At 44.1% G+C, this 17,448-nt stretch carries 17 protein-coding genes and 1 pseudogene; 4 read left to right on the top strand and 14 right to left on the bottom strand.

Going from position 1 to position 17,448, the window contains the following annotated elements; all coding sequences use genetic code 11:
* Positions 1-72: 72 nt before the first annotated feature.
* Positions 73-864 carry a glutathione-dependent disulfide-bond oxidoreductase gene (gene yghU / locus E5S68_RS01925; protein ID WP_135782128.1) on the bottom strand — a complete coding sequence of 264 codons (792 nt, stop codon included), beginning with the start codon at positions 862-864 and terminating at the stop codon, positions 73-75.
* Between the two features lie 137 nt (positions 865-1,001).
* On the opposite strand from yghU, the gene add reads away from it, so the two are divergent.
* Positions 1,002-2,021: an adenosine deaminase gene (gene add / locus E5S68_RS01920; RefSeq protein WP_135782127.1), complete on the top strand. Its 1,020-nt coding sequence runs from the start codon at positions 1,002-1,004 to the stop codon at positions 2,019-2,021.
* 35 nt (positions 2,022-2,056) lie between these two features.
* Here add and E5S68_RS01915 read toward each other — a convergent pair whose 3' ends face one another.
* The 4 genes from E5S68_RS01915 to recJ form a co-directional block, all read right to left on the bottom strand.
* Positions 2,057-2,743, bottom strand: coding sequence for a DnaD domain-containing protein (locus E5S68_RS01915; RefSeq protein ID WP_135782126.1), 687 nt, complete (start codon positions 2,741-2,743; stop codon positions 2,057-2,059).
* Between the two features lie 9 nt (positions 2,744-2,752).
* Positions 2,753-3,697 carry a homoserine O-acetyltransferase MetA gene (metA, locus tag E5S68_RS01910; RefSeq protein WP_135782125.1) on the bottom strand — a complete coding sequence of 315 codons (945 nt, stop codon included), beginning with the start codon at positions 3,695-3,697 and terminating at the stop codon, positions 2,753-2,755.
* Positions 3,698-3,798: 101 nt separating this feature from the next.
* A complete protein-coding gene (locus E5S68_RS01905; RefSeq protein ID WP_135782124.1) occupies positions 3,799-4,311 on the bottom strand; it encodes an adenine phosphoribosyltransferase in 513 nt (170 codons plus the stop codon).
* Between the two features lie 112 nt (positions 4,312-4,423).
* Entirely contained in the window at positions 4,424-6,640 is a 2,217-nt protein-coding gene (gene recJ / locus E5S68_RS01900; protein WP_135782123.1) for a single-stranded-DNA-specific exonuclease RecJ, read from the bottom strand.
* 332 nt (positions 6,641-6,972) lie between these two features.
* Between recJ and E5S68_RS01890 the strand changes: the two are divergent.
* A pseudogene (locus E5S68_RS01890) lies at positions 6,973-7,908 on the top strand (IS30 family transposase).
* A gap of 90 nt (positions 7,909-7,998) precedes the next feature.
* On the opposite strand, the gene E5S68_RS01885 reads toward E5S68_RS01890, so the two are convergent.
* From E5S68_RS01885 to miaA, 8 genes are all read right to left on the bottom strand, one after another.
* Positions 7,999-9,357 carry a hypothetical protein gene (locus tag E5S68_RS01885; RefSeq protein ID WP_135782122.1) on the bottom strand — a complete coding sequence of 453 codons (1,359 nt, stop codon included), beginning with the start codon at positions 9,355-9,357 and terminating at the stop codon, positions 7,999-8,001.
* A gap of 131 nt (positions 9,358-9,488) precedes the next feature.
* Positions 9,489-9,893: a GNAT family N-acetyltransferase gene (locus E5S68_RS01880; protein WP_135782121.1), complete on the bottom strand. Its 405-nt coding sequence runs from the start codon at positions 9,891-9,893 to the stop codon at positions 9,489-9,491.
* A 1-nt stretch (position 9,894) separates the two neighbouring features.
* Complete coding sequence (locus tag E5S68_RS01875; RefSeq protein ID WP_135782120.1) at positions 9,895-10,605, bottom strand: class I SAM-dependent methyltransferase; 711 nt, start codon at positions 10,603-10,605, stop codon at positions 9,895-9,897.
* 10 nt (positions 10,606-10,615) lie between these two features.
* Entirely contained in the window at positions 10,616-11,371 is a 756-nt protein-coding gene (locus E5S68_RS01870) for an SDR family NAD(P)-dependent oxidoreductase (RefSeq protein ID WP_135782119.1), read from the bottom strand.
* A gap of 1 nt (position 11,372) precedes the next feature.
* The gene (gene rnz / locus E5S68_RS01865) at positions 11,373-12,302 is read right to left on the bottom strand and encodes a ribonuclease Z (RefSeq protein ID WP_135782118.1); all 930 of its coding nucleotides are present in this window, start codon (positions 12,300-12,302) and stop codon (positions 11,373-11,375) included.
* Between the two features lie 10 nt (positions 12,303-12,312).
* Positions 12,313-12,930: a cystathionine beta-lyase gene (locus E5S68_RS01860; protein WP_135782117.1), complete on the bottom strand. Its 618-nt coding sequence runs from the start codon at positions 12,928-12,930 to the stop codon at positions 12,313-12,315.
* Positions 12,917-14,167, bottom strand: a complete 1,251-nt coding sequence (hflX, locus tag E5S68_RS01855; protein ID WP_135782116.1) for a GTPase HflX — start codon at positions 14,165-14,167, stop codon at positions 12,917-12,919. Before hflX ends, E5S68_RS01860 begins: the two co-directional genes overlap by 14 nt.
* Positions 14,154-15,044: a tRNA (adenosine(37)-N6)-dimethylallyltransferase MiaA gene (gene miaA / locus E5S68_RS01850; protein WP_279635596.1), complete on the bottom strand. Its 891-nt coding sequence runs from the start codon at positions 15,042-15,044 to the stop codon at positions 14,154-14,156. Before miaA ends, hflX begins: the two co-directional genes overlap by 14 nt.
* 83 nt (positions 15,045-15,127) lie before the next feature.
* Between miaA and E5S68_RS01845 the strand changes: the two genes are divergently transcribed.
* Positions 15,128-15,298: a DUF3042 family protein gene (locus E5S68_RS01845; RefSeq protein ID WP_003002781.1), complete on the top strand. Its 171-nt coding sequence runs from the start codon at positions 15,128-15,130 to the stop codon at positions 15,296-15,298.
* 466 nt (positions 15,299-15,764) lie between these two features.
* On the opposite strand, the gene E5S68_RS01835 is transcribed toward E5S68_RS01845, so the two are convergent.
* Entirely contained in the window at positions 15,765-16,718 is a 954-nt protein-coding gene (locus E5S68_RS01835; protein WP_006596521.1) for a hypothetical protein, read from the bottom strand.
* Positions 16,719-16,869: 151 nt separating this feature from the next.
* Here E5S68_RS01835 and E5S68_RS01830 point away from each other — a divergent pair, with 151 nt between their 5' ends.
* A complete protein-coding gene (locus tag E5S68_RS01830; RefSeq protein WP_006597143.1) occupies positions 16,870-17,436 on the top strand; it encodes a TetR/AcrR family transcriptional regulator in 567 nt (188 codons plus the stop codon).
* The last annotated feature ends 12 nt before the right edge of the window (positions 17,437-17,448 follow it).

The raw sequence follows: 17,448 nt of genomic DNA, 5'->3' as shown, positions 1-17,448 counted from the left end.
TCTATACTTTTATTCCATCCTTTAGTATACCATGTTTGCACCATTAAAAAAAGGCGCAACGGCGCCTTTTCCTTATGCAACAATTTCCTTATATTCTACTTCCAAGCCACGTTGCACAGCTGGGCGATTGGCAATTTTCTCTGTCCAAGCTTGCAAATGCTTGTATTCCTTCACATCTAGGAAAATTCCAGCACGATCCCAAACCTTGTCTTGGGCAAGGCGGCCATACCAAGACCAGATGGCAATATCTGCAATGGTATAGTCATCTCCTGCAATATAAGGTTTGCTTGCTAGCTCTTTATCAAGCAGGTCCAATTGGCGTTTGGCTTCCATAGCAAAACGGTTGATGGCATACTCGATTTTTTCAGGGGCGTAGTGGAAAAAATGGCCAAAGCCCCCACCTAAAAATGGCGCGGCACCTGTCTGCCAGAAGAGCCAGTTAAGCACTTCGGTCCGTTTAGCAGGATCTGTCGGAATCAATTGTCCAAATTTCTCTGCTAGATGCAAGAGAATATTGGCTGATTCAAAGACCCGAATGGCTTGGTCACCTGATTGATCCAACATGGCTGGAATTTTCGAGTTTGGATTGATGGCCACAAAGTCACTGCCGAATTGATCCCCATCACCAATCTTGATGCGATAAGCGTCATAGCCCGCATCTACACCCAACTCTTTTAGTTCTTCCAGCATAATAGTCACCTTGATCCCATTTGGGGTTGGAAGAGTATAGAGTTGGAAAGGCTGATCGCCTTTTGGAAGAGTCTGTTCAAAACGGGCTCCTGCAGTTGGTTGGTTTAGACCACCCCAAGCACCTCCCATTTGGCTCGGTGCTTCCCATACTTCTGGTAATTGATAATCTGACATCTCTTTTCTCCTTTTTCTACGTTACTACTAGCATATCAAATCCCGTTCGCACTTTCAAAAATCTGCTACGCTAGCTTTACTTGACTTTTCTTGGCAAAATGATAGTATAGAAAAAATACATTTTATGGAGAAAAAATATGTCCACAATTGACTTTCATAGTTTGGCAAAGACAGAACTCCACTGCCACTTAGACGGTTCCTTGTCTCTTCCGACTATTCGCCAATTGGCAGCCATGACTAATATTGACCTTCCTCCTAGCGATGAAGAGCTCAAACACCATGTCACTGCCCCTGCCCACTGTGAGAATCTTTTGGACTATTTGGAGGCCTTTGACTACATTCGCCCTCTCCTTCAAACCAAGGAAGCCCTGACCCTTGCTGCTTACGATGTCGCTAAGCAAGCGGCTCTGGAAAATGTCCTCTATATCGAGGTTCGTTTTGCCCCAGAATTGTCCATGGATCAAGGACTCACTGTCCCAGAAACTATCGATGCTGTCTGTGAAGGATTGCGCCAAGCCCAGGATGAATTTGGCATTACAGCCAAAGCCCTCGTTTGTGGCATGCGCCAGTCCGATCAAGAGCTCACCTCTAGCATCCTGGCAGAAGCCAACCAAGTCACTGATCAGGTTTTTGTTGGTTTTGACTTCGCTGGGGATGAACACCACTACCCTCCACAAGCCATTGACGCCCTCATCCAACAGGTAAAAAGTTACAACCGGCCCATGACCCTCCATGCTGGTGAATGCCACTGCCCAGCCAATGTCGCTCAATCCATGGCCTATGGCATCAAACGAAATGGTCACGTGACCTTGCTAGCTGACGAACCAGAACTTCTAAAAGAGTTTGTAAAAAATGGGGTCACCGGTGAGCTCTGCTTGACCAGTAACCTTCAAACCAAAGCAGCTGCCACTGTGGAAGACTTCCCTTACCTCAAGATGAAAGAAACTCAAGCCCATATCAGTATCAGCACCGATAACCGGACCGTATCTGATACAGATTTAACCAAGGAATACGAGCTCTACCACCACCACTTCCAAACGACACCAGCTGACTTTTACCAGCACAATGTCGATGCCATCCAAGCTTCCTTTGCTAGTGAGAAGGAAAAGCAAGAACTCCTGACCAAACTAGAAGAAGCCTACGCAGACTATTTATAAACGAAAAAAACTAGCACTTTATGAGTGCTAGTTTTTTAATCTTTCCACAAATCCATGGCCTGTAAGAAATCATCTGAAACGGTAACATTTTCAGGCTGAAGGGCCTCCCTCTCTTGTTGCTTGATTTTTAATTGTGTCAAACTGGTAATGCCCTCCCGTCGCCAATTGCGCAGGATGGCCTGGATGTACTTCCAGTGAGGCTTGCCGTTAAAGACTGCTTCTCTCAAGGCAGCCTTCACAATATCAGGGTCTGTTTGGTCCTGTTTGACTGTCTGCGTCAAGTCTTCGATTTCAAAGGGAGTCAATAAACGGCCTAACTCCTGCTCAAAGGTTTTGACCAAATCAGCCAGCTCATTTTCTGCCTGCTTGTCTTGCCCACGCTGTGCTACTTCCGTCTTACTTTGAAGAAAGTCATCCAGGCGTTCGAGCGCAACAGTCGCATCAAAAAGAACTTCAATCTCCCCATCCAGCTCAATGGTTCGATACTGGAGCAAACCTTGATTGGTCAGGCGAGACATGGACTGGTTGACTTCTGTTACCGACTTGCCAATCGCATCTGCAATTTGATTCGGCGTGAGGCTGGATTGGTTGGTCGTATTCTGCAAATAAAAGAACTGCCAAACCAGAAAATCCTCTGCGTCTTTAAATAAGTGTTGATAATGGAAAAGTAAGGCACTTGGTAAGACCAAATTGCCTGACTTGAATGCTTGTGAATATGTCATACTACCCCTTTATAGGTAACCATAAAATGAAATATCTTTTTCTAACTCCTCCAAACGATAAGGAGTTTCTTGGTAAACTGCATAATTGATCCAATTACTAAAGAAGTTGGCTGCCGCTAAGTTCCACCGCATCCGAGGATCGCGACTGCTGTCATCCTGATCATAATAGTTCTTAGGAAGATCTGGATTCAAGCCCGCTTTCACATCCCGCTGGTATTCCTTGGCCAAGGTATCACGGTCATACTCCAGATGACCAAAACTATAGACCTCTCGAAGGTCTGGACTGGCCAGAATAGATAGCCCTACTTCACCGCCTTGAGCTAAGACTTGCAAGTTGCTCTTGTCTAGCACTTCTTTGAGGGGGACATCCGTATAACGTGAGTGAGGAGCCAAAAAAGCATCGTCAAAACCACGCATCAATCGGTTCTGTGTATTCATGACTGTTTGCTCATAGATCCCTGATAGCTTGTCACAGAGAGCTACTTTTTCAATCCCATAGCGGTAATAGAGACCAGCTTGCGCACCCCAACAAAGATGCAAGGTTGAAAAAACATGGCGCTTCGACCAAGCAAAGACCTTTGTTAACTCCTCCCAGTAATCCACTTCCTCAAAAGCCAATTTCTCTACTGGAGCTCCCGTAATGATCAGGCCATCATAATAATTCTCTTTAATATCCTCAAAGGATTTATAGAAGACTTCCATATGCTCTGCTGCTGTTGTCTTGGACTCATGGCTAGTCATATAGAGGAAATCCACATTGATCTGCAAGGGAGTATTGGCCAGGAGGCGTAACAGTTGAGTCTCAGTGGCTACCTTAGTCGGCATGAGATTCAAAATCAGAACATTCATCGGACGAATATCTTGGTGAGTTGCCCGAATATCATCCATGACAAAAATATTTTCTGAGCGAAGAATATCAACTGCTGGTAATTTCTTATCTAAGGTAATTGGCATAAAAAGCTCCCATCTTACAAGTTGTTACCTCTTATTATAAGACAGGAGCATATAGTTTTCAATTATGGTTTTTCTCTATCTAGATATAGCTCTAAACTATATTAGTAATGCATCAAGACCTTGTAATCGTAGTCTCCAATTGCTTCGCGACCTTTGAGATCATCGAGCTCGATCAAGAAGGCACAACCTGCAACCACTCCACCGAGTTTTTCAATCATTTCGATGGTTGCTTTAACGGTACCACCTGTTGCCAAGAGGTCATCGACGATGAGGACGCGTTGGCCTGGTTTGATAGCATCGGCGTGCATGGTCAAGGTATCCACACCGTATTCTTTTTCGTACTCAGCAGAGATGACTTCACGTGGCAACTTACCAGGCTTACGAACAGGTGCAAAACCAATCCCCAATTCAAAAGCGACTGGACATCCAACAATGAAGCCACGCGCTTCAGGTCCGACGATCATATCGATCTTCTTATCCGTCGCGTATTGAACGATTTCACGAATCGCATAACTATAAGCATTGCCATCTGCCATCAAAGGGCTGATATCACGGAAGGTAATCCCTTCTTGTGGATAGTTTTCAATGCTTGCAATGTAATCTTTTAAATTCATTTTTAACTTCTTTCAAAAATTTATGTTTACATTTCATTATACCATGAAAATTCACGGGATGCACTAGAAAGTCTTAAAAAAGCAGATCTTAGTATAATTTATGATCAAGTTTTTACTTTTCATCAGAAAGTAAATAATCATAGATTTCTTGCACAGATCCTAGGGCCATGAGTTCCTGGTCTTTGACCGTCTGCACCAAGTCCTGATAGATGGAACTAGAGGCAATCTCCTTCTTCTCCGCATCCTTGTTGACCGTCATGATGCCATTTTCAATCTGGACAAAGCCCAATTCTTGGAAAATCTGGATCATCTTGATTAACAAGACCTGTGGAATCTTGAGGTAGTTAGATAGTTGGCTGAGCTTATGGCGGATATCAAATTCAGGGAACTGATAAAGCGTTTTGTAAAGTCTAGCATACTGATCGCGACTGCCATAGCCGATCAAATAATAGGCCTTGTCTAGGTAATTTTTAAAATAAACCGCTTGGAAGTTCTGTTCTTGGAAGAGGGCTTTCAAGTCAGCCAGGTCATCCGGTATGCGATCGATGACAATGGCTGGGGAATCAACCGCTCCTTCTAACTGACTAAAGAGTGGGATAGCTTGTGGGAGAGGAGCATTCTTTCCTCGGATATTGTAGAGCTGTACTCCTTCTACACGGGCATCCACCACCATCAGTTGCAGGGTGGTCTGTCCATTCCACTGATTGATGGACAAGGATACCACCAATTCCAAGTTTTTTGCTTGGGAGTACTCCAATTCCAAATGGCCCTGACCAAAAGCCACCACATCAAAGCGGGCATCGACTTTTTGAATCTTCAACTTCAGATGGCTATTGCCGGCCCCCATGGTCCGACTAGACTCTACTTGGAAATCACGAATGTAAAAGACCGGCTTCTTATGGTCCATCCCAAAAGGTGCTAGACGATCAAAGCTCTTCAAGGTATCCAAGGTCAGCTCTTCTAGGTCCAATTCCTCGTCTACGAAGAGAGTAGATTTGGCCGTCAGGTCAATCCCTTTTTCACGAATATAATCGGAAAAAATCTCGGTCAGACGAGGGAGCTTGTCCACTTCCAGTGTCATACCAGCTGCACCCGCATGACCTCCAAAGGCGATAAAGAGATCCCGATGGGGATCTAGGGCTTCAAAAATATGGACACTTTCGGGACTTCGCGCACTTCCCTTGGCCTTGCCTTGGCCTACGGTGAGGACGATGATGGGCTGATGGAGCTCTTCTAGCAGTCGACCGGCTACGATCCCTAAGACACCAGGATTCCAGCCTTCCTTGGCCAAAATTTGAACGGGAAGACTTGGATCGACCATAGATTTGGCCTCATCATAGATGGCTTGGACGATCTCCTTACGCTCTTCGTTCTTGGCTTGAATCATTAACGCAATTTCCAGCGCTTCTTCGTCGTCAAAGCCTGTCAGGAGCTCAACCGCTGGATTTGGGTCATCCAAGCGACCTAGCGCATTGAGACGAGGGGCAATCTGAAAACCAACCGTTTCTTCATTTACATCTTGAGGGGCGATGGAGGCCAGCTTGAGCATTTCCTGAAGGCCGATCCGTTGGGTTTGACGAAGGACACCTAAGCCGTACTTAACTAGAATGCGGTTTTCATCTGTCAAACTAACCATATCTGCAATGGTCCCAATAGCTACCAAATCTAGAAAATCTAGAGGCACCTCTTCTAAGAGAGCAGTCGCTAATTTAAAGGCAACTCCACAGCCTGCTAGGTGCTTGAAAGGGTAATCGGCATCTGGATGCTCGGGGTGAATGACAGCATAGGCATCGGGCAAGACTTCGGGCATGGCATGGTGGTCTGTCACAATGACATCTACCCCCATGCTTTGGGCCAAGTCAATGGCTTCGTGTCCAGCTACTCCATTGTCCACCGTGATGATGAGGGAAATCCCCTGCTGTTCGATAAAGTACTTGTAGACACTGGCATTGGGACCATACCCATCTGTGAAACGATTGGGTAGATAGACCGCTACTTCCGCCCCCATCTGCTCCAGGGTTTCCTTCATGATAGAAGCGGCCGTCATCCCGTCTGCATCATAATCTCCATAAACTAGGATCTGTTCATAATCTTCAATAGCTTGACGAATCCGTTCCACAGCCTTGTCCATATCGTGCAGCAGGTAGGGATCATGCAGATCTTCTAGCCGCGGTTCTAGAAAACGATCCAGTGCGTCTTCCGTCTGGATCCCTCGTTCTCCCAGTAACTTGGCTGCGGATGCTTCCAATCCTCTTTTCTTTGCTTGCGCCAAAAACGTATCATCTGAAAAAGGCTCAGCAAACTGCCATTCATATTTTGACGTGATCATGTCGGTCCTTGTCTCCTGTTTTTCTTATCAGCATATTATAACATGAAAGCCAGGAATCAGGAAAATGAAAGCTAGCTTTGAATCAGTAGGGGGAATTTCTTCTAAGTCAGGCCTTAAAAATCAAGCTTAGACCAGCTCCCAAACCTCCTCTGTTTTACGTCTTCTTCCTATTTTTTTCAATCTTTTTAAACAACAATAAGACCTGCCTATAAAAAATCCTACTAATTTTTATAATTAAATAAATTGTAAAATATAGTGCAACAAAAAAACTCATAGCGTTTCATTGGTGTAAACTGTAAGTAACCACACAAACAGAATCCCGAGGAAAAACTATGAGCTACTTCCATATTACCATAACCGACCGAATAAAGATAGAAACCTACTTGGAATTAGGTTTGAAACCTTGTCAAATTGCAAGTAAACTTAGCGTCCATAAGTCTACCATTTCAAGAGAGTTAAGACGATGCCAAAATGGTTATTCCGCAGCCTTAGCACAGGAACAGTACGAGCGCAGGGCTAAACAAAAAGGTCGTAAGTCTTGTTTGACACCAAAGTTGAAAACGGATATTGAGAACGGCTTAAAATCCTCTTGGTCTCCTGAACAGATTTGTGGCCGCTATCAACTGGAACAAAAGCCAATGGTAACTTTTAAAACCATCTATAACTGGCTCTATGCTGGTTTGATTGATCTGGATTTGAGCGTCCTTCGTCGTAAAGGAAAAACTCGACACCCTAAAGAAACACGTGGAAGATTTAGGATTGGTACATCGATTGCCAAACGTCCTAAAGAGGTTCGGAATCGTGAAACTTTTGGCCACTGGGAACTTGATACCGTGGTGTCTTCCAGAGGCAAAAGCAAGGGGTGTTTAGCTACTTTTCTAGAGCGAAAAACGCGCTTTTACTTAGCTTTCAAGATACCAGATAGAACAGCCAAAGCCATGTTTTCAGCCATCGAACAACTTTGTGAGCTATTTCCAAAAGAGGCTCTTAAAACCTTCACTTCAGACAGGTGAAAAGAGTTTACCTGCTATCCTCTGGTAGAGAATTTGGGAATTTCCTTTTTCTTTGCGGACGCCTATTCATCCTGGCAGAGAGGAAGCAATGAAAATGCAAATGGCTTACTAAGAGAATATTTCCCAAAGAAAACAGATTTAGCCACTATCTCTGATGAGGATTTGAACAGGGCTTTATATGATATCAATCACCGACCACGAAAATATTTAGCTTACAGAACTGCTTGTGAAGCTCTAGAGGATGAGTTCGAGTAAATGTTGCACTTATTCTTGCAATTTATCATATATAAAAAGAGCCTGTGAATACTTCACTAGGCTCTTTCGTATCTTCATTTGTATTCCATTCTATTTCATATATGGGAAAGTTTCTATTATTTTTTTCCTTAATTTTTCATTTTCTATCTTTTCAATATTGAGGACCTCTTGAAATTGGAGCGTATCTTGAATCACATGTTCTTGCCCATCTTTTGAAAACTCGGCGGGAATGGTTAAATTTTTAAAAAGCTCTTTCCTTATGTATCCTTCTGGTGTTACTTCGTAAAATATATTCATAAGAGCTAACTCAAAATTAGTACTGTTTTTTTGAGGCTGAGATTTGAAGTATTGAAGAAATTCCTCTTTATTCTGAACAAGGTGCTCTTGCCCATCTTTTGAAAAATCAGCAGGAAGCGTGAAATCTTTAACGAATGAACCATAGGAATCATATAGTAATTCCAAAAAGGAGAGTCGAAACTCTACATCTTCCTCGCCTAAAAAATACAAAGTTGATCGATACTGATTTTTCATCATCTGATAGACCTTTGGGTAGGCTGAAGCTAAAGGTATGATATTCTTTTCAGTTTCCCTAAAACTTTGATTAAACCTAAGTTGTAAGCCTCTAGAACTTAAGTGATTTGCTCTGGGACCAAATAATCCTGTTCCTAGCATAAAGGCAAATGGATGTCTACTTTCAAGTCTCTGCTTTGATTCCGTTACAACTTCTTCAACACTTTTACCAGAGGAAGTCATTGTAGATATTTTTCCTGTTTTTGCATCAATCAGCCCCTCCTCAACCGGATACTCTGAAGTCTCGTTAAAACCCTCCGTAACAACTTTCATAACTCCATTTTCAATCACTACTTTTGATTCCTTAGGTGCTAACATAGTAATAAGAAAGTATACTTCATTATCCTCTGTTTCGTATATTTCTTCTGAAATATCGAGTGGGATATATTTCTTATTATAGTCACGTACCATTTTAAAGACATCATAGGTTTTAGGTTTTAGTTTTCGATCGTTCGTGTCGTAAACATCAATCAACCAATACTCCCCTTCTTTGGGTTCATTGTAGCTTAGATATGGCGCCGAATCTGGTGCAGTGCGATAGAGTGAAAACTTATCACTACTCGCTTTTAACCTATAGCTTTCTTGCATGATATAGCGCTCACCACTTGCACCATTAGGTGTACTAAGTTGATACGCAAATTGTGGTTTACCTTTATTAACTTCTTCAATTAATTCTCTTTCATCAACATCGTCCCATTCGATGACTAGTGCTTCCCCGTTATTAATAAATTCATAGTCCTTAATTACTGGCCTTGGTTTCCATTGAACATACTGACGCAATTCTCTTTCACGAAGTTGTTCTTTGATAGAGGAGATAGAACCAATCATAACGACGAATAAAGTAAATAAAAACATCTTTGACTTAAATAACTTAGGCATAAACAGTTCCTCCTAATATCCCCCTCATTTTACCATCAATTCCCTCTTTTGTCAGTCAAATATATAATAGAGAGTGGGACAGAAATCGGTAATTCGTTAGAATTCGATTTCGTCGTCCCACTCTCTCTCCGTCAATTATTATAAATCATTCCCGTACAGGCTTGCTCTGAAAGTTCGACAAAGCCCAGGGATTGGTAAAAGTCTAGATTTTTCTCGCTCCGTTCAGTAACAAGGAGTCGTTGATAGACATGGGGGAACCTTGCTAAAGCCTCTTCTAAGAGTTTCGTTCCAATGCCTTGGCGCTGGTGATCTGGTCGCACCAAGAGGTCCTGCACCAACAGGACAGAGTGCCCATCTCCTACCAAGCGAATGTAAGCGACGAGTTCTTTCTCATCATAGACTGCTAACTGCCAGAGACTGGCTTTGACAGCTTCTTCTAGCATAGCTGGGTTGTTAGTATAATTGGTCCAGCCGACCGAGCTGTAGAGTGCGACTAGGTCTGTCATCGCTGGAATCTCTTGTTCATACTCTAACATCTTAACTCCTTTTTAACCTATAGTGCTGGAAGAAGGCCATATCCCGGTAAGGGGACTGTTGGCAGACTGCCAACTCCATCTTGAGCATAGACTCTCGCCAACCTTCTTGGCTTTTGAAACGATTATCCTGCAAGCCATAAAAGACTCGAATTCCTTGGTAGTCCTGGGCTTCAAGGGCTAAATCTTCTACTGCTGTAGCTAAATCATAGGCCTGGGCCAAGCCCATGGAGTGGGTTTCCAGGTCTTGACCTGCTAAAAGATCGAGGGCCTTCTGAGTATTATTTTCAAAAACGACAGTCTGCAGGACGCGGCCAACCTCATTGTGCTTGACGATGGAGAGCAGGCCTCTTGGTTTCAAGAGACGGGTAAATTCTTCAAGAACCAGCTTGCGATCCTCTACATACTCCAAGACATTGTGGCAAAGGATGACATCAAAGCTGGCATCTTCAAGACTTGCTAACTGTTCCAGACTTCCGACCAGTTGCTGGTAGGGATGGTCCTTAGCCCGCAAGGTGACCATTTCTTCATTAGGCTCCACAGCAAGGACTTGATTTTCTTTCGCTAGGTGGTTAGCCACCAGGCCAAAGCCACTGCCAAAATCAAGCACTCGCTTTCCCTTGATGTCCTGTAATTGGTCAAAAAGGATATCATAATAGATCTGTCCCCAGGGTTTCCGGATGTTTTCTAAATAGGCTTGAATATTGGCTGTCATCTGACTCCTCCTATTTGAAGTTAAACATCTTGCTAGCCAGCTTGTCCGAGATGCGTGGAAATAGGGTATAGAGCTTGTGGGTCAGGTTCAAGAGCCAAGGAAGATTGAGCTCGCGTTTTGCTTTTCCAAAGTTTTTAACAATCTTCTTAGCCACAAAGTCTGGTTCCAAAATGTAGCGGTCCACAGCCTTAACATAGCTTCCATCTGGATCTGCCTGGTCAAAGAAACTTGTCCGAATGGGGCCTGGATTGACCGTCGTCACATGGACACCAAAGGGCATTAGCTCTAACCGTAGGGCATTAGAGAAGCCAATGGCCGCAAACTTGGTCGCCGAATAGAGACTAGATTTAGCAGTTGCGACGAGACCCGCCATGCTGACGATATTGACAATGTGCCCCTTGCCTGCTTCCTTCATTCTCTTAGCGACGATGCGCGAGAGGTTCATCAGGGCAAAGGTATTGACTTCAAACATGGAATGAATCTGCTCATTGGTGATCTGGTCAAACTCTTCAAAGATCCCATACCCAGCATTGTTGACCAAGACATCAATTCCGCCATAGCGGTGAGTCAGGTCCTCTACAAGTTGTTCAAGGGCATGTGAATTAGTAATATCAAGCCCGATGCATTCGGCTTGAGGATGGCCAGCATAGAGGTCTTCCAGTTTTTCTTGATTTCTACCTAGGAGAATGAGTCGGTCCTCAGGGAGAAGCTTGACCATTTCCTGAGCTAAGCCTCCACTCGCTCCTGTAATGATAATGGTTCGCATCTTAGATCTCCACTTCTTCTAAGTCCTTGACCACATGGACCTTCTCAAAAATAGTCGCTGCATCTTTTCGCAATTGACTGACGTCTTTGGAGAGGAAGCGGGCACTGATATGGTTGAGAAGTAGGCGTTTGGCCCCTGCTTCCCGCGCCACTTCTGCCGCCTGCATGTTAGTCGAGTGTCCGTGCTTACGAGCAATCTTCTCATCGCCCTTGCCATAGGTGGACTCATGCACGAGGACATCTGCATTGACGGCGAGTCTGACGCTAGCATTGGTCTTCCGTGTATCGCCTAGGATGGTAATAACCTTACCAGGTCGAGGGGCTGAGATATAGTCCGCAGCAATGATCTTGGTGCCATCTTCCAGAGTGACATCTTGGCCATTTTTGACCTGGCCAAAGAGCGGGCCAAACGGCACTCCTGCTGCCTTGAGCTTGTCTGCATCCAACGTTCCTTCCAGGTCTTTTTGCATGATGCGATAGCCCACACAGAAGATGGTATGGTCTAAGGCCTCGGCATAGACCGTGAACTTATCAGTCTCCATGATTTTCCCAAGTGAACCTTCATCGAACTCATGAAAATGGATCTGATAGGGTAGGCGAGAACCGGAAACTCGCAGGCTGGTCAAGACAAAAGACTTGATTCCAACTGGGCCGTAAATCTCTAGATCAGTCTGTTCTTCATTGGCCTGAAAAGCCCGGCTAGAGAGGAAACCTGGCAAGCCAAAGATATGGTCACCGTGTAGATGGGTGATAAAAATTTTGCTGACCTTTCGAGGACGGATGCTGGTTTCTAAGATTCGGTTCTGCGTCCCTTCCCCACAGTCAAAGAGCCAGACTTCATTGATTTCATCCAGGAGTTTGAGAGCTAGACTAGAGACATTACGAGATTTGGACGGTTGTCCCGCACCCGTTCCTAAAAATTGAATTTCCATTGTATACTTTCTAACTAATATAGATCATAGCGGTCCGATTCTTGGATCGAACAGCGATTTTTCCAGGGTAGGCAGTGGCTAATTGAACCAATTCGTCCTGGTTGTAACCAGATAGACGGATGCTACCATCTGCCAGCTCTTCAAGATTAGACAAAGCTGATAACTCCTTAGTCTCGGCTACCTCTTGTTCCCTAACCAGACGCATCAAGATCAAGCCTTCCTCTTCATAGACGAGGTAGTGAGGAAAGATTTGCGCTATCTCAAACAAGAGATCCATGCGAATGGTTTCTGCTTGCTGGGCAAATACTTGCGCCAATCCCTTTTCTCGGTAGCAAAAACCATAGGCCTTGCCAGAAAGATTAAGACGGACAAAGGGTTTCTCCTCCTCAAAGCTGGGACTCGTCTGATAAAGGTCAAAGGCCTCAGTGACCTGTTCATAGTAGTCAGTTGCTGCTTCCGGGCTTTTCTTTTGGTAGAGCTCTGCGAAGTAGGCGTTGATGACACTGGGTGGTGGCGTGATAAACTGAAGCTTCTGCTCCTCTGTCAATCCCGCCAAGACCCGATCTAAATAGACCTTGTCTAGACTGGTATAGCCACCGTAGCTGAGGGCGATGTTAAGATAATCCATGGTGATAAAACTCCTCTAGTCTCCATGCATTTTTCGGGGCGATGTAGCCTGTTATGACCTCACCAGTCTCCTCATAGGAACGCTCGGTCAGAATGGCCATGGTCTCCAATTCATGGATGCGGTAGGCTTGCTCAAAAGTAACCTGAATCGTAAAGGGCTGGAAGAGCTCTTGCATCTTTTCAAGTAGAATGTCCTGAAGTTTAGCCCGACTATCGGGATCCTTGGCCGAAACCAGGCGGTAAGGTGTCTGTGTCGGGGTAAAGTCCTTGACCTTGTCTGCCTTGTTGTAGAGGGTCAAGCGTGGAATATCCAACATCTCCAAATCTTTCATAATCTGAAGGACTGTCTTTTCATGCTCTTCATGGTTGGGATCAGAAGCATCGATGACATGGACCAAGAGATCCACATTCTTGCTCTCTTCTAGGGTCGACTTAAAGCTGGTCACCAACTCTGTCGGCAAGTCCTGAATAAAACCAACCGTATCTGTCAGAGTTACTTGTAAATTCCCTGTTAGATGAATGCTCTTGGTTGTCGCATCCAAGGTCGCAAAGAGTTCATCTGCTTCGTACTGGGCCTTACTGGTCAAGGCATTCATAATGGTTGACTTTCCTGCATTGGTGTAGCCAATCAAGCCAATCTTAAAAACAGAGGATTCCAGACGTTTTTCTCGAACCACTTCTCGATTCTTCTCGACCACCTTGAGTTGACGCTCAATATCGGTGATTTGATTGCGGACACTCCGGCGGTTTAACTCCAGCTGACTTTCCCCTGGACCACGGGAACCAATCCCTCCAGCCTGACGGCTGAGCATGATTCCTTGACCCACCAAACGAGGTAAGAGGTACTTAAGCTGGGCTAGATGAACTTGGAGCTTGCCTTCATGGCTCCGTGCCCGCATGGCAAAGATATCCAAGATCAGCTGCATCCGGTCAATGACCTTAACACCCAAAATTTCTTCTAAATTCACATTCTGCCGAGGAGTCAAACGGTTGTTAACGACAACTGTCGAAACCTCATCTGCATCCACCATTTGGGCAATTTCTTCTAGCTTTCCAGAACCGACAAAGGTCTTGCTGTCGTATTTTTCTCTCTTCTGAGTGTAGACACCTACGACTTCTGCCCCGGCTGTCTTGGCTAGACTGGCCAACTCCTCCATGGACATGTCAAAGTTTTCCATCCCTTGGAGCTCGACACCGACAATGAGGACCCGCTCCTGTTTTTTCTCAGTTTCTATCATCTAAAAATCTTTCTATATCTTGGAAAACCCGCTCCTTAAAGCCTTCTTCTCCAATCTGGTAAAAATGGACCGTCATCCGATTGCGGAACCAGGTCAACTGGCGTTTGGCAAAACGGCGTGTATTTTGTTTGAGTTGCTCCAGGGCCTTTTCTAAATTTTGCTCCCCCTTGAAATAAGGGAAGAGCTCTTTGTAGCCAATCCCTTTGGCTGCCTGAACATCAGGATGGTTGTCATAGAGCCACTGGGCTTCTTCAAGCAAGCCCTGCTCAACCATAAGATCCACCCGTCGGTTGATGCGGTCATACAAGGCTTGGCGATCATCGTCTAGACAGATGATATAGGGCTCATAGGCTGGAGCTTGATTTTCCAAGTCCTGACCGAAATGGGCGATCTCTAAAGCTCGCATGGCCCGTCTACGATTGATCTGCGGGATCTCCATTCCCTCTTTCACTACTTGGTCAAACAGTTCTTCATCTGTAAGAGGAGACAAGGACTCCCGATAGGCTAGGATATCCTCATGAGCAACATCCCCTCCTAGATGATAACCTTCTAGCAGACTTTGGACATAGAGACCTGTCCCTCCAGCAATAATGGGAAGATGGCCCCGTTCTTGAATCTCTTCGATGGCTTGGCTGGCTTCTGTCACAAAATCATAAGCTGAGTAGGTCTCTGTCACCTCACGCACATCAATCAGATGATGGGGAGCTGCTTCCTGCTCCTCTGAACTAGCCTTGGCCGTTCCAATATCTAGTGTGCGGTAGACTTGCTGACTGTCCCCACTGATGACCTCGCCCTGAAAGCGCTGGGCCACCTCGATAGCGAGGGCTGTTTTTCCAACAGCGGTCGGCCCCACTATCACAATTATCTTGTTTTTCATCGTTTTTCCTTGCAAAAATCGCATTTTTTCGTTACCATATATTATAACATAAATATTTAAAGTTCAGAAAAGGAGAAATTCTCATGGCTAAAGGATTTGGTAAAGGTTTTGTTACTGGTGTTGCTGGTACAGTTGCGGCTGTAGCAGGTGCAGTTTACACATTCAAGAAAAAAGTAATCGAGCCAGAAGAACAAAAAGCAGCTTTCATCGAAGAAAACCGCAAAAAAGCAGCACGTCGTCGTGTCTCACACTAATCAAAAGAAAAACTCCGGGAAACCGGAGCTTTTTGAATGGAAACAAACTATTTTTACATTAACTAGCTAGATAATATTTCAAAAATTTTTTATTAGATAAGCATTTAAGCAAATCTAAAACTTTCCGCCGTGAGAAAAAGTGCTTGAACCACTATGGTTCAAGCACTCGATAGTTTTGAAACCTTAGGTTCAAAACTAAGTCATGGAACTTCTACGAAGTTCGCTGACGTCCGCACTCACCTAAGGAAAGTTTTTCAAAAGACTTTATCTTCAATTTGAAAAGACTGGGACAAAAGTCCTAGCCTCTCAATTGTCTTTGGATTGTCGAGCAAGACGCAGTGGTTGAGTGGGCTCTACTACGCTGATTTCATCAGCTTTTATAGCCCTACTCAACTGTCCGGAGGTGGGACAACGAAATCGAATTCTAATGAATTACCGATTTCTGTCCCACTCTCTTTATGTGATATTACACTCCCAATCGGATATGAGGGAAGTGGTTGTAGAGGTAGTCAAAGGTTGACTGAAGTTTAGTGTCTGTTGTTTTACCAATGTTCTTAATAGGCATTTGGTATTTCTTTTGATTGTTTCGAACAGCAACTAAGGTTGAGTTTCTGTTTGAAGCAACGAAGCCACGATGCATGGTGAGAATGTGGTGGTAGAGATGGACGACCTGTTTGAGATCAATCGCCTTGAAACCTCTATAGTAGGCAATGAGATGGTCTTTATAAACAGCAATTTTCAGCACATCGTCGTGGAAAGAAGCTTGTTCCAGCAGGATATTGAGATTATTCTTGGCCTCTGGATAGGCTGCATAGATTTCTTCGTAGGCAGCGATATTTTTCTTGCGGCCGATAATTCCTATAACGACAAAGAAAACACAGAGTCCAATCAAAAACAGAATGTAGAACATGAATGCAAGATTGTCAGATTCAAATTCAGTGATAGAGATATAGGAGCTGCTTGACATTACTGTGATGACTTCGGGATTGTCTGCTAGGAGACCGCGAACGAGGCTGCCATAATTAGAGATATATCCCTGATTTTTTTTAGGGGAGTTAGCATTAACATAGGAGCCAACGATTCGGACAGGATTTTTTTCCAGCTCGCCCTTTTTCTCTTTTTCCAAGAGCTGGGCAATCTGTTTGTCTCCCTTTTTAGCCTGCAGACCAACATATCCGTCTTGGTAAGCAACCAGCCAAACTTGAGTATTATCTTCTACTTCAATCAGAGCCTCTGGAAAAATATATGACACTTCAGCATAGACTGCTGAATCTGCTCCGGGATTGCTATTTCGGTCATAGGCAGTCTTGGTGTTGACTTTTTGGTATTGGATAAATCCCATCACTGCAGCAACTGCTAGAAAAATAAAAGTAATTACCAGTAGGGCGATGGTACCCTGGTTACGTCTTTCCTTGAGCATAGCTCAACTTCCAAAATATAGTACAAAAAAATAATTTGATTAGCAAACTATCTTTTTTGTATAGTATAGCATAAATGCTTGACAAATGGCAAGAATGTGTTAAAATATGAATGAATATATAGATTAATTCATTCATAAAAGAGGCATGGAAATGGATAAAAAAAATGAGCTCTTGGCTGCGGCTAGAGAAGTATTTGCAGAAAAAGGCTATAAGGCAGCTGGAATTTCTGATATTGCTAAGAGAAGCCATATGGCTGTCGGATCATTTTACAAGTATTATGAGTCCAAGGAAGCTATCTTCTTGGAGGTTTATGTAGCTGAAAATAGCCATATACGTGAGGGAATCATGCAACGCGTAGACTGGCAGGGCGAGCCCGAGGCAATCGTTGAGCAGCTTTTTGCAGTCACTTTTGAGTTGATTTCACCCAATAAAATTCTGGCTGAGTGGAACAAGCCAGGCATTTCTCAGATTCTGCACGATTACTATAATCAGGATGCCGGACGAGCATCCAATGCCTTTCATCAGTTTCTGATTCAGACCTTCAGCCAGCGCTTGCAGGAAGAGGGCTTTTCGAAGGAGAAAATAGCTGAGATCATGAAGGTTTATGACTTGATTTATTACATAGACATGCATGTCACAGAGCAGGAATTTTCAGGCTACTTCGATAGTCTTGAGACTTTAGTGAAATATTTTGTTAAGGGGATTTTTTCCAAATAGAGGAAATTCCTT

Origin of the sequence: Streptococcus rubneri (assembly GCF_004785935.1) — a bacterium.
Lineage (GTDB): Bacteria > Bacillota > Bacilli > Lactobacillales > Streptococcaceae > Streptococcus > Streptococcus rubneri.
The sequence above is the reverse complement of the archived record's forward strand: the minus strand, read 5'-3'. Positions and strand labels throughout refer to the sequence as shown.